This is a genomic window from Helicobacter saguini (genome assembly GCF_000762875.2).
Lineage (GTDB): Bacteria > Campylobacterota > Campylobacteria > Campylobacterales > Helicobacteraceae > Helicobacter_A > Helicobacter_A saguini.
Genome location: NZ_JRMP02000005.1, coordinates 159,870 through 173,570, shown reverse-complemented (window position 1 = coordinate 173,570; position 13,701 = coordinate 159,870). Strand labels below are relative to the sequence as shown.

Below are 13,701 nucleotides of genomic sequence, written 5' to 3'. Positions count from 1 at the left end.
TTTTTAGCTGTGTTTAATCTAGCAAATAGGCGATTTCTAGGGAATAAAAGTAGGCTTTTAGATTCTATAAATTTTGTTATTAAATCTGTTTTAGAATCTAAAAATGTTGCTTTAGATTCTAACATTATAAAAGATTCTATAAATATTAAATTAGATTTTAAAAATGTCGCTTTAGATTCTAAGAACAAATGTGGGAGAGATTGCAAAAAAGATTCTAAAGGCACTTTAGATTCTAAAAATGAATGTGTGAAAAAGGGCAAAAAAGATTGCAAAAAACTTAGCTTTTTTGATGTGTTTGCTGGGAGTGGCGTGGTTAGCGAAATGATATTGCAAAATAAGGCTTTTGATAGAATCTATATTAATGATTTTTTGCATTCAAATTTTGTGATTTATAAGGCGTTTTTTTGGCAAGAGAGTTTTGATTTTAATAAGCTAGATTCTATAAAAAATGAGTATAACTCAATGTATTTTAGGCTTTTAGAATCTAGCTCATTAGATAAAAATGTAGAATCTAATTACTACGAACTGCACTTTGGAAATAAGTTTTTTAGCAAACTAGATTCTAGAATGATAGGCTTTATTCGCGATGATTTGGATATGAGATTAGAATCTAAAAGTATTAATCAAAAAGAGTTTTACATTTTACTTGCAAGTTTGCTTTATAGCGTTGATAAAATTGCAAATACGGTTGGGCATTATGATGCCTTTCGTAAAAATGTGGCACTTAAAAATCGTTTTAATTTTGAGCTTATAAAGCCACTTAAAAGTGATAAAAAAATAGAAATTTTTAGGGAAGATTCTAATATTTTGGCGCGTGAAATTTTGGAATCTAAAATAGACATAGCCTTTTTAGACCCGCCGTATAATTCAAGGCAATATAGCAGATTCTATCACTTTTTAGAAACGCTAACTTTAAATAATAAGCCACAACTTTTTGGCGTAGCAAAAAAACCAAAGCCACAAAACTTAAGCAAATACTGCACAAAAGAAGCAAAAAATACTTTCAAAGATTTAATACAAAATCTAGCAAAAATTAGCAAATTTATAATCGTTACTTATAATAACACAGAATCTGCAAACACGCGAAGCAACGCAATATTAAAAGAAAATGATATTAAAGAGATTCTGCAAACTTTTGGTAAAATTAGGCTTTTTGAAGTGGATTTCACTCCATTTAATAGCGGTAAAACAGATAAAAAAACAACATTTAAAGAGCATAAAGAAAGGATTTTTGTATGTCAAATCTCGCATTGATAGAATCTAATGTTATAGAATCTTTAGAATCTAACACGCAAAAATCTAATCTTTTCAACATAGATTCTAAACCCGTGCAAAGTCCGCTAAATTACATCGGTGGTAAGTATAAATTATTGCCACAAATTATGCCACTTTTCCCAAAAAATATAAATATTGCCATTGATTTATTTTGCGGTGGCGCAAATGTTGGGATAAATTTAAATGCAAAAAAGATTATTTTAAATGATAAAATGAGTGAATTAATGCAAATTTTTAAGCTTTTTAAAGAATCTAAAATGCAACATATTTTTATGCAAATTAATAAACTTATAGAATCTTTTGAGTTATCAAAAAGCCAATATTTTGGATATTTATATTATAAATGTGATAGTTCTAAAGGTTTATCAAGTTTCAATAAAAATAACTTTTTAAATTTGCGTAATGCGTATAATAAAAATAAAGATGCCCTTTATCTTTTCACACTTATTATTTTTAGCTTTAATAATCAAATAAGATTTAATGCTAAAGGCGAGTTTAATCTGCCTTGTGGAAAACGCGATTTTAACGCAAATATGCAAGAAAAACTTAAAAATTTTATGCAAATTTTGCAGACAAAAAATATAGAATTGCAAAATAAAGATTTTAGAAATTTTGATATTTCTAATTTAGATTCTAATGATTTTATTTATATTGACCCGCCCTATTTCCTAGCAAATGCAAGTTATAATGAAAATAATGCGTGGGGGGAAAATGATGAAAATGACTTGCTTGATTTTTTACTCAATCTAGATTCTAAAGATATAAAATTTGCGTTGTCAAATGTGCTTTTTCATAAAAATAAAACGCATAAGATTCTAGAATCTTTCTTAAAAAAACACACAAAATTTAAAATCCACAATCTAAACTTTAACTACAAAAATTGCAACTATCAAAGCAAAAACTTAGAATCTAAAGAAGTTTTAATCACAAATTATTAGGAATATTATGACTTTCCCACATTATAGCTATTTTGGTAATACAAGCCTTAGGGTTAAAAATCTACTTTATAATTTTGAATCTCAAATTTTATTATTTGATGAACTTTTTAAAAATGCGAATGCAAATGAAATTTGGGCAAATGATTCAACTTTGCAAATAAAATATTTAGAAATGTTGCAAACTCATAATTTGCTAGATTCTAAAAATACAACGACAAATTTAGGCACAAAAGATGCAAGGGTAAAGTCCGCGCCCCTTGAAGATTATAATCTAATCATTAGAAAAGAAAAGCTAATCACACCGCAAGGTTATGAATTATTAAATCTAATAAAAACGCAAAGTTATAAAATCAATAATGAATTTTTACAAATTGACTTAATTTCATTATTTTTCTTAAAAGCTAGTTTAAATTTCACAAAAAGCAAAGATTTATTACAAAAATATTTATGCGTATTTAAGGCATTTGATGGGACTTTAAGCAAAGATGAATTTATGTTTTTACCATTAATAAATAATTTTAAAAGTGTAGAATCTTTTATAGATTCTATAAAAAGAAAAAATGTTATAGAATCTTTATTGCAAAAAAGCATATTAGAATCTAGTAATTTAAAAATGTTTTTAAGCGACTTAGATTCTAAAAATCTAAAAACACAATATTTCAAAACTGCTAAGGGAGAAAAAAGCGCACTTAGTATAATTGCAACTTTAAAAGATATTTTATTACCATTTATAGAATCTAAAAATGCTGCCTTTTTAGAATCTTTAATAACTACAAAAGATTCTAAATACTTAGATTTTAAAAAGCTATATTTGCCCTACATTACAAAATCAAATAAAAAAGAGCAAAAGCTAAAAGATTTGCAAGATTTTTGCAGTGGCGATTTAAGCGAATTTGGAAAACGTTTTTTTAGACTTATTTTTAAGGCTAGGATTTTAGCGAATCTAAAAGATTATTATGATTTAAATGCTAGGTATTTGAATCTTACAGGTATTTTTGAATTTTTTAGCGATAAAGTTAGCATAAATGAAATTTTTAAGATTCTAATAAAACATTCACACTTTGAAAAGATTCTAAAAATTATAGAATCTAGTAAGGTTTCACAAACGCTTTTAAAAGAATATTTTAATGATAATGAAATCTTAGAATCTTTTAAAAAATATGATATAAAAACATTGCAAGATTTAAAAAACTATAAACAAAAGCAAGATAAAATCCGCCTTAAAAATCTTTTGAAAGAACGTTTTAGCAAGGGCGAAATTATTAAGATTCTAAAACTTTTTAATGATAGAAAAAATGATTTTTTAATCGCACAAAAGGTGAGCGAACAAGCGAGTGTGCCAACTATTTTTGAGTATATTATAGCGATTTGCTTTCATTATATCGATGATGAAAATGTGGATAGAATCTTGCAAGCTGGCTTGAGCTTAGATTCTAATATGCTGCCAAAAAGCCACGCAATAGGCGGAAACGCAGATATAATTTATCAATATGAAAGCCACTGCGTTATGATAGAAGCGACCTTGACTGATAAAACAAACCAACGCAGAGCTGAAATGGAAAGCGTGAGCCGCCATTTAGGAAATTTGCTTTTGAGTTTGCAATCTAATTTTAGGGCGAAAACTTATGCGATTTTTATCGCGCCACATTTGGATAAAAATGTGCTAAATGATTTTAGAATCCGCATTTTGTGCTACTTTGAAAATGATGTTGAATGTATAAAAGGGATGAATATTTTGCCACTTAGCGTAAATGATTTAGCTTTGATTTTAGAATCTAACATTGATTTTAAAACTTTGCAAACTAGATTCTATAACGCCTTTAAAAGCGAGACTTTGCACGGCAGTGCGTGGTATCAAAATGATGTTAGGGAAATGGTTAAAACTTTATAAATTTTTATAAAAAGCCCTTGACTTAGAGCAAGTATCATCTTTTATAATTGCGTTTTATTTTTAAGGAGAGAGTTATGAAAAAAATTTCTAAAGATTCTATAGAATCTAAAACGCGAGATTTAAAAAAAGATTCTAATATAGAATCTAAAATGCAAAAAACCAAAAAAGATTCTAAAAAAAGCGTGAAAAATATAGAATCTAAGTCGCTAGATTCTATAGAATTTGTAGAATCTATCCCTAGCAAAATAGGGCTTGATAGAAACCACAAAGAGTGGCGGCGAACTCCAGCACCCACGACAAATAGAGATGTTTTCACACGAGATATTGAAGGCGAGCTAGTCGATATGAATGATAAAGAATGCGACAAAATTATCAATGTGATAAATCACACAATGAGCCTAACTTTTAAATTGAATGAAAAGTGGCACACGCCGCAAAAGGTGCGAGAGATTTTTAGCGAAATTATCGGCGTCCCGCTTGATGAATCTGCGTGGATAATTCCGCCTTTTTATGTCGATTACGGGCGAAATATCCGCGTAGGACGCAACTTTTTTATGAATCAAGGCTGCACTTTTATGGACAGGGGCGGCATAAATATCGGCGATGATGTGTTTATCGCGCCGCGTGTGTGCCTTACGACTATTAATCACGACTTTCATCCGCGCCGCCGCAAAGCCACATTTTGCAAGCCCATAAATATCGGCAATCGCGTGTGGATAGGGATGAATGCCACGATTTGCCCGGGCGTAAATATCGGTGATAACGCGATAATCGCCGCAGGGGCTGTGGTGACAAAAGATGTCCCTACAAATGTAATAGTCGGCGGCAACCCAGCGCGGATTCTAAAAAGGATAAAAGATTCTTAAAAGATTCTATAGAATCTTAGTTTTTAGTTTGCAAGGCAGATTCTACCTTTTGCTTTGCAAGATTTAGCAATTCTTTGCTTTTAGTGCGTAGTTTAAAGCTTTCTTTGATTTTAGATTCTATATTTGCTTGAATCTTAGAATCTATTTTTGGGATTAGGATGTTTTGTAATTCATCTTTTGATATAGCCGTTAGTATAGTGCCGCTTGGGAATTTCTTTAAATAATTTTGAAAAAACTGCGATTTAAAAAGCACTAGCAAAGTTTCGCTATTTATTTCTTTTGTCTTTAGAACATAAAAGCCTGTTGAGACAATACAATTATCGTATTCTTTTGTGATTAAAGCACAGCTTGACAAGCTCCCCTCTATGCTAGAAACTATCAAATCGCCCTCTTTTACTAGCCTTCTTGCCCTTGTGGGTAAATCTTTGCCTAGCTCTTCTAAAGGCTCGTTAATCACGCCGTTACTACTAATATTTGCTAGTTCTATATAGCGGTATTTTTGCTCTTTTTTTGGTGTGAAATTAGAATCTTTTATTTCGTTTATTTCTAATTTGACATATCCTTTGGGGTAATTTTTAATTTTAGATTCTATATTTTCATACTTGCTTTGGTAGTATTCGCTATCTAGCCTACTTGTTTTTAGAAAGCTCTCTTTTAGGGTTTTTATAGTGATGTTTAAAGAATTAGATTCTAAAGATACAGAATCTAAATTTAATTCATTATATAGAATCTCTTCTGCTTCTTTATAAAGGGCTTTGCTAGATTCTAAAGCTTTGTGTGAATCTTTTACAAGTTTTTCTATTTCCAACTGAAATTCTTTAGAAAAAATGGGGATTTTTAGTTTCTCATAAAATGCAGTAGGCACTCTTTGTCTGCCACTTGTGCCGACCATATTATCTACTGCAATTTTTCTTATAGATTCTCGATTTAAAAAGCAAAAAATAAATTCTGTTGTAAATCTAGAATCTACTACACGAAATACATTAAATTCTGTGCTACCAAAGCCTATTTTGTTTTTTAAATCATAAGCTACGGCACATTTTCCATGTTCCATACAAGGCGTAATTTTTGCTATCAAAATATCATTTTCTCTAAAATAAGTATAACCAGATAAATATTCTTTTATTGTTCCCGTTTCTTGTTCGTTTATCACTCCGCTTCCTAAATTTTGCATTGATAAAAATGTTATTTCTAAATTTTTATTTAAATTTGAAATTTCTGTTTTTGATGGATTTATAATTGCTATTTTATTTAATGGTAAGTATTCGAAGTTATCACCATAAATAAGATTAGATTTTTTAAATGGCTCACTATCAATTCTAAAACTCTCATTATCCTTTTTTACAGAATCTAAAGACAAAACGCTAATTTCTAAATGTGGATATTTGCTTTGTAATCTTTGATTTAAATCACTCATTTTTTCTCCTTAATTTTCATAGTGAAATTATAGAATATTTTTATATTTTTTTAAGATTTTATAGATTGCAACGCTACGCTCACAATGACGTAGGATAGTCGTCTTATGATAAAGCGGTGTGTTGTGTTATTGCGAGATAAGCTACAAGGCTTGGCGTGGCAATCTATACGTCATTGCGAGACTTTTGCGAAGCGAAAGGCGAAGCAATCCATTTGTTGCGTTTTGGCTTTCGTTTGTGTGGATTGCAACGCTGCGCTCGCAATGACGACTTTTTGCGTCATTGCGAGAAGTCAGCGCGACTTCGTGGCAATCCAAAGTGTCATCGCAAACAATAGCGAATTAATTTACAATAAATCTTCATATAAATCTTTCCAAGTTGGATTAAAATTATTAATCAACTCTAGCTTTTTCTTTCTACTCCCAGCTTTTATTTGCTTTTCTCTTATAATCGCAGATTCTATATTTTCAAACATTTCATAATACACTAGATTTTTTAAATCATATTTACTTGAAAAGCCTTTAACTATTTTATTTTTATGTTCATAAATTCTTTTTATTAAATCACTTGTAACGCCTGTGTAAAGTGTGCCATTTTTCTTATTTGTAATGATATAAATATAGGCTTTTTTCATATTTATCCTTATTAAACATTAAGAAAAATTATACTATAATTCTTTTAATCCAAAGGGCTAGCCTGCCAGCGGTGCGGGCAACTCTTAAATGAGAAGGCTACTTTGGGTTCTTTTTAAAAATAATCATTTTAAATTCTTAATTTAGATTCTATAAATCTATTCTCTCCAAAAGCTTAAATTTTCCATTTTTGCAAAGTCTATAAAGGCTTCGGCGATACCATCTTGCGTTAAGCCATCGTGGTTAAATAAATCGTGTTTGACAATTAAATGTCCGTGAGTATCACGCAATGGTTGCTCTATGATAAAAGCTTCTTGTTTTAGCACTTTTTGCTTTTCTTTAGAATCTAATTTCTTATAAGATTCTAAAGAAATGATAGAATCTTCATATTGTAAAAAACTTGCTTTTTCCACACTTTCATATTTTTCGTTAAATTCTTTTAGGCTTAAAGTTTGCTCATTACTTTTATTATTTATAGTTTGTCTTAGTAGCGCTACTTTTTCTTTCACATAGATTTTATCCCCTGAGTTATCCTTGCTAGGTTCATTCATCGTAGCAAAAAAGATATTGTAATTTTCTTTAAAAGGGCAAAGATTATCATCCCATTTTTGTAAAAACAACACACTTGTTTTTGTGCCTGTGTGAGGCTTAAAGACATTTTGATGAAGTCCTACTACTGCTAAGATTCTAGCTCTTTTTGCTATAAATTCTCTTATATATTTATCACTTGAGTTATTGAATCTGCCTTGTGGTAAAACAATAGCCATTCGCCCACCAGGACGCAACATATTTAAATTTCGCTCGATAAAAAGCACATCTCTTGTGACAACAGGCTGTTCTTTAATCTTTATTTTTTTATAACCTTCATTTGTTCTTACTAGTGCTTGTGGATTATTTAAACAATCATCAAAGGTTGGATTTTCTAAAATTGTTTTATACTTTTCTATTTCATTTGCCTTAATCTTTTCAAAATTTATAGTATTTCTTAAGTCATAATGTTTAAGGATAGAATGCTCTTTTATATTTCCTGCAAAGGGTGGATTTGCCATTAAAATATCAAAATTAAAATGTGAATAATCGTTTGTTTCAAGGCTTTTATCAATTAAGTCATCTATATTTTTATTAAAAATTTTTGTTTCTTTATCAATATCTTTTTCACTATCCCATTTAGGAAAATTTAGTGAATTTAGTCTAAAAACATTAGTATGCCCATCTCCTGCTATGATATTTAGAGTCCTTGCTATACGCACGACTTTTTTATCAAAATCAATGGCAAAAACATTATTTCTAACATAATCTTCACACTCACTAATCTTTTTTTCAGCGGTAAATAAATGACTAGCTTTTAAACCCTTTTGTTTATAAATATTTTTCCACACATAAAAGCAAGTATGAATAGGAAAGCCACAACTCCCACTTGCTGTATCTATCATAGTTTCGCTATCTTTTGGATTTAGCATTTTTACACACATATCTATCACATAACGTGGGGTAAAATACTGCCCTTTTTCTCCTTTACTTTCTTTTTTCATTAGATATTCAAAGGCATCATCGATAATATCTAAGTTTGAATTAAAAAATTTGCATTCTTGCAATTCACTCACGCACACTTCTAAATGCGATGGAGTAAGACTTATAGTAGAATCACTCTCAAAAATCCCTTTCCATTTATTCTTAGCCTCGCTAAAAAGATTTTCAATTCTGTCTTTAAAAGTCTTGTCACCTGTGCCCTCATAATTTCTAAATTCTAAATTGTGCATTTGTTTATATAGCTTTTCTAGTTCATTTTTATCATTATATTTTTTTATAGTTTCATATTTTTCTATTAATCTTTCATCTTTTCTATATGTATTTAATTCATCATACAACTTTATAAAAATCAGTTTAAAAACTTCCTCAAAAGCATCTACGCCAGCCCCAGCTAAAACATCATCCTCTATCCTTAAGATTCTGCTTTTTAAATCATAGTCTTTATTCCCCTTGCTTAATGTATCCACTTGCAATAAATCAATATATTTAAAACTTTCATTTAATACTTCTTTTATACTTTGATTGTTACGTGGTAAATGATTCATATTTATAAAAGTATTTGGATTTTTTCTATGATAAATTAAGCAAGTTTGTCCATTACTCCACACTGCTAAGGGCGCACCTGTAGCGTGTGCGTAGCTTTTTAACTGCTCTAGGCCATCTTTTGCGTTTGGCTTTTTTAATTCCACTACGATATAAATGGAATCTTTATCATCTTTATTAAATATCACAATGTCCGCTCTTTTAGTATCGCGACCAAAGCTTATAGGATATTCTAACTTTATTCTATCTTTTGGATATTTATACTCATTAATTAATTTATCCAAATATAATTGTCGCACGATTTCTTCAGGGCTAAGTTTTACTTCTTTTTGTCGCACAAGGCAGGTTGTAAAGTATGCAATCTTTTTATTAGATTCTGTTGTTTTAGATTCTAAAGTTATTTTAGATTCTGGCGTTTTAGATTCTAAGGATGTTGTAGATTCTAAAGTTGCTTGTGATTTTAAGGGCTTTACCCCCCCCCCCCCGTTTGTATGCTTAGTTTCTTTTATAAAGATTCTAGATTCTAAATTATTTATAGAATCTTCATCAAATAAATCAAGCTTATAATGGCTATCTTTTAGTATTTCTTGCAAAATCATTGTTGCTCCTTTGTGTTTATTTTTGGGCTAGATTCTATAGAATCTTTTTGCTTAAAAGCCCAGAGTTTGCTAATTAGATAGCCTGTAATCGTGTAAATGACAGCTGCGATAACAAGCGAAATGTATTTGTCAATATGCAAGATTCTATAGCAAAGCGAAAGTGCTGCAAGGTTTGCAAGATACGAAATGCCCATCGCGATGATAAATCGAGTAAAGTCGCGTTTATGCGTGTTTTGCGACTTGAAAGTGAATTTTTTATTTAAAATATAAGAATTTAAAATGCCAACTGCGTTTCCTATCACATTAGCAATCTCAGGTATAATTCCCAAAAAAGTTAGCAAAATCGTAATACCAAATCCAACGCAAGTATTTACCACGCCAACTAAGGCATATTTTATAGCTGTGTTATTTAGAAGTTTTTTAATCATTTTATTATCCATTTTAGAACTTTTAGATTCTATAAGTTCATAATCTTTTAGAATCTTTTGCGTAGATTCTATAGAATCTTTTTTATGATTTTTAGATTCTACGCATTTTTTAGATTCTATATTTTAGAGTTTTTTAGAATCTTTTGGCTTTTTTATGTGTTTTGCCCTTAGATTCTATGTTTTAAATCTTTCACGCTTTCATTTCTAAAAAGCTCTCTTTTCTTAAATTAAGCCTTGCAAATAACGCGTCATCCTTGCTTGGCGCGGCGTTGCTTGTCGTTAATAATCTATCGCCATAAAAGACTGAATTTGCCCCCGCAAAAAAGCAGAGGGCTTGCATTTCTTCGCTCATATTTGAGCGTCCAGCGGATAATCGAATGTAGCTTTTTGGCATTAAGATTCTAGCTAGGGCGATAATCCTAATAAAGTCAAATTTGTCTAAATCCTGCGAGTTTTTAGAATCTATTTTGGAATCTTGTAAGGCATTTTTAGATTCCATAAAGTTATAATTTTTAGAACTTTTTATTATAGAATCTTGGCGTTTAGATTCTATAAATTCTTTAGAATCTTGCAATTTAGATTCTATAAAATTAGCATTTTTAGAATTATTTGACATTCCCAAAGGCGTGCCCGGGATTTTCACTAATTGATTTATAGGAATAGATTCAGGCGGCGTAGGCAAATTTGCCAAAAGCACAAGCATATTTATCCTATCTTTATTGCTTTCTCCTAGCCCCAAAATGCCGCCCACACAGATTTTGAGCCCCGCATCACGCACCGCTTTTATCGTATCTAGTCTATCTTCAAAAGTGCGAGTGGTTATCACTTGCGAGTAAAATTCCCGCGAAGTATCAATGTTGTGATTGTAAAAATCTAGTCCGCTTTCTTTCAACGCCTTTGCTTGTTTGGTATCCAAAAGTCCCAACGTAACGCAGGTTTCAAGCCCTAGCTTTTTTACTTCTTTGACAATCTCACAGATATTTTCAAGCTCTTTTTGGCTAGGACTTCGCCCTGATGCACCCATGCAAAAACGCGTGCTACCCTTGCTTTGCGCGATTTTTGCATACTCTAGAATCTGCTCTCTATCAAGCATACTCTCCTTTTTTACGCCGGTATCATAGTGGCTAGATTGCGCACAATAGGCACAATTCTCGCTACACGCACCCGTTTTCACACTCAAAAGTGTGCTAGTTTGCAGCATATTTTCATCAAAATTTTCTCGATGCACACCATGAGCGCGATACAAAAGCTCCATAAAAGGCAAATTAAAAATCTCATTTGCTTTTTCAAAAGTCATCAAATCTCCTAAAATTTTAAAATGCTATCGAAAATAGAATCTTAGATTCTATATTTGTATATTTTATTTTATAGAATCTACTAAATTATAAAAGTTCTACCCCAAAAGGTTTTTCATTGTGATTCCTATATCTGCAGGGCTTAAAGCCACGGCTACACCGGCATTTCGCAAGGCGTCTTGCTTTTCTTTTGCCGTGCCTTTGCCACCACTAACGATTGCTCCAGCATGTCCCATCCTTTTGCCCTTTGGTGCGGTAGCCCCCGCGATAAAGGCTACTACGGGCTTTTTTATTTTTTCTTTTATCAGTTGTGCAGCTTCGATTTCAAGGCTACCACCGATTTCGCCTACCATAACAATCGCCTCTGTTTCAGAATCTGCCTCAAACATCGGCAACAACTGCTTGTAGCTTAGCCCAATAATCGGGTCGCCGCCGATACCTACCGCCGTAGAAATGCCATAGCCTTGCCCTACTAGCTGATTTGCCGCCTCGTAAGTTAGTGTCCCACTCTTTGAAATAAGCCCGATATTTTTCGCGCCCTTTTTAAACACGAAGCCCGGCATAATGCCGATTTTGCACTCGCCACTCGTGATAATGCCCGGACAATTTGGACCGATAATGTCCATTTTGTGCTTTGTGGCGAACATTTTGGCGACCATCACATCGCGCGTGGGCGTGCCTTCCGTAATCACCACCGCCAAGCGAATGCCAGAGTTAGCAGCCTCCTTTATCGCATCGCCCACAAACGCAGGCGGCACCAAAATCATGCTAACCTCAGCGCCAGTCGCACTCACGGCTTCTTTGAGCGTATTAAACACGGGCTTATTTAGGTGCGTTTGTCCGCCCTTATTTGGCGTGACGCCGCCTACGATTTGCGTGCCGTAAGCCAAGCACTGCTCGCTGTGGAATGTCGCCTCTTTGCCTGTGAAGCCCTGCACGATGACTTTTGTGTCTTTATTGACTAGAATGCTCATGTGTGTCCTTTTAGAATCTGCTTTTTAAAAGATTAGCAAAATAGTTTGAAAAAACGCGAAAATACATGAAATTGTATGACTAAAATGTGTAACTATAATTTATTTATATATTTTTTTCAAACTATCAAGTTTGCTAGTTGCATTAAGCAAAAGCATATCAGCCAAAACCATTGCTACGATGCTCTCACACACCACGCTCCCACGCACGCCTACGCAGGGGTCGTGTCGCCCTTGCAGTTTCACACGCACATTATTGCCGTGAATATCGATTGTATCTTGGGCTTGAAATATGCTTGGCGTGGGCTTAAAATGCACCTTTATAATAATATCATTGCCATTGCTTATGCCGCCTAAAATGCCGCCGCTATGATTGCTTAGAAACTCGCCTTTTCCTAACTTTTTATCATTAAAATTAGCCTTTTTAGAATCCGTAAAGCTTCGCATAAAATCATTATTTTCGCTTCCCCTGCGTCTTGCAGATTCTATCCCATCGCCGATTTCTACCGCTTTTACCGCATTTAAGCCCATCAAATCACGCGCTAATATAGAATCTAGCTTGTAATTTAGCGGCTCACCAAGCCCTAAAGGAGCATTTTTCACACATAAAAACGCACTCGCACCCACGCTATCACCGCTCTTTTTAGCATTTAGAATCTGCTCTTTCATACTAGATTCTAAGTTAGAATCAAGTGCAAAAATCTCACTCTCACGCGCCCTTAAAAAATCGCTAAAACTAAACTCATTTAAAGGCGAAACCACGCTACCTACGCCATTTATCCCACTAAAAATAGCAATGCCAAACTCACGCAAAAGCAACTTCGCCAGCCCCCCAGCAAACACACGCGCCACGCTCTCACGCGCACTACTACGCCCACCGCCACGATAATCGCGCACGCCATACTTGTGATGGTAGGTAAAATCCGCGTGGCTAGGGCGAAACACATCTTTTATCGCACTATAATCCTTTGATTTAACATTCATATTTCGCACGAAAAAGCCGATAGGAGTGCCACTACTAAGCCCATCAAAAACGCCGCTTAGAATCTCCACTGCGTCATCTTCTTTGCGTGGTGTGGCAAATTTCCCGCCGCCTTGCCGCCTTGCTACTTCGCCTTGCAAAAACTCGGTGTCAATTTTTACGCCAGCTGGCATTCCACTTACCACGCCGCCGATTCCTTGCCCGTGACTTTCCCCAAATGATATGAATTGAAATAAGATTCCACTTTGCATGTCCGTGCCTTTAACTTAGATTCTAAAGATAGATTCTAACATTAAATATATAAAACAAGATGTAGTTTTACAATATTATGCAATA

At 33.0% G+C, this 13,701-nt stretch carries 11 protein-coding genes and 1 pseudogene; 5 read left to right on the top strand and 7 right to left on the bottom strand.

Annotation, left to right across the window (positions count from 1 at the left end; genetic code table 11):
• Positions 1-9 precede the first annotated feature (9 nt).
• The 4 genes from LS64_RS04745 to LS64_RS04730 all read left to right on the top strand — a co-directional run bounded on the left by LS64_RS04745 (position 10) and on the right by LS64_RS04730 (position 4,970).
• Positions 10-1,254 carry a DNA adenine methylase gene (locus tag LS64_RS04745; RefSeq protein ID WP_034572224.1) on the top strand — a complete coding sequence of 415 codons (1,245 nt, stop codon included), beginning with the start codon at positions 10-12 and terminating at the stop codon, positions 1,252-1,254.
• Complete coding sequence (locus LS64_RS04740) at positions 1,236-2,213, top strand: DNA adenine methylase (RefSeq protein ID WP_081948331.1); 978 nt, start codon at positions 1,236-1,238, stop codon at positions 2,211-2,213. Before LS64_RS04745 ends, LS64_RS04740 begins: the two co-directional genes overlap by 19 nt.
• 7 nt (positions 2,214-2,220) lie before the next feature.
• Positions 2,221-4,104 (top strand): AlwI family type II restriction endonuclease, encoded by a 1,884-nt coding sequence (locus LS64_RS04735; protein ID WP_034572222.1) that lies wholly within the window; start codon positions 2,221-2,223, stop codon positions 4,102-4,104.
• Between the two features lie 344 nt (positions 4,105-4,448).
• Positions 4,449-4,970, top strand: coding sequence for a sugar O-acetyltransferase (locus tag LS64_RS04730; protein WP_052062772.1), 522 nt, complete (start codon positions 4,449-4,451; stop codon positions 4,968-4,970).
• Between the two features lie 16 nt (positions 4,971-4,986).
• On the opposite strand, the gene LS64_RS04725 is transcribed toward LS64_RS04730, so the two are convergent.
• Positions 4,987-6,387 (bottom strand): restriction endonuclease subunit S, encoded by a 1,401-nt coding sequence (locus LS64_RS04725; RefSeq protein ID WP_034572220.1) that lies wholly within the window; start codon positions 6,385-6,387, stop codon positions 4,987-4,989.
• A 155-nt stretch (positions 6,388-6,542) separates the two neighbouring features.
• Here LS64_RS04725 and LS64_RS04720 point away from each other — a divergent pair, with 155 nt between their 5' ends.
• Positions 6,543-6,722 (top strand): hypothetical protein, encoded by a 180-nt coding sequence (locus LS64_RS04720; RefSeq protein ID WP_138127245.1) that lies wholly within the window; start codon positions 6,543-6,545, stop codon positions 6,720-6,722.
• A 9-nt stretch (positions 6,723-6,731) separates the two neighbouring features.
• Here LS64_RS04720 and LS64_RS04715 read toward each other — a convergent pair whose 3' ends face one another.
• From LS64_RS04715 to aroC, 6 genes and pseudogenes are all read right to left on the bottom strand, one after another.
• Positions 6,732-7,019: a GIY-YIG nuclease family protein gene (locus LS64_RS04715; RefSeq protein WP_034572218.1), complete on the bottom strand. Its 288-nt coding sequence runs from the start codon at positions 7,017-7,019 to the stop codon at positions 6,732-6,734.
• A gap of 168 nt (positions 7,020-7,187) precedes the next feature.
• Positions 7,188-9,689 (bottom strand): annotated as a pseudogene (locus LS64_RS04710) (type I restriction-modification system subunit M); the annotation flags it as partial.
• Complete coding sequence (locus tag LS64_RS04705) at positions 9,686-10,117, bottom strand: GtrA family protein (RefSeq protein ID WP_081948476.1); 432 nt, start codon at positions 10,115-10,117, stop codon at positions 9,686-9,688. The gene LS64_RS04705 and the pseudogene LS64_RS04710, both read right to left, overlap by 4 nt.
• Before the next feature lie 190 nt (positions 10,118-10,307).
• Complete coding sequence (gene bioB / locus LS64_RS04700) at positions 10,308-11,414, bottom strand: biotin synthase BioB (RefSeq protein WP_034572854.1); 1,107 nt, start codon at positions 11,412-11,414, stop codon at positions 10,308-10,310.
• A gap of 96 nt (positions 11,415-11,510) precedes the next feature.
• Positions 11,511-12,386: a succinate--CoA ligase subunit alpha gene (gene sucD, locus LS64_RS04695; protein ID WP_034572851.1), complete on the bottom strand. Its 876-nt coding sequence runs from the start codon at positions 12,384-12,386 to the stop codon at positions 11,511-11,513.
• A gap of 99 nt (positions 12,387-12,485) precedes the next feature.
• Positions 12,486-13,616 (bottom strand): chorismate synthase, encoded by a 1,131-nt coding sequence (gene aroC, locus LS64_RS04690; RefSeq protein WP_034572848.1) that lies wholly within the window; start codon positions 13,614-13,616, stop codon positions 12,486-12,488.
• Positions 13,617-13,701 lie beyond the last annotated feature (85 nt).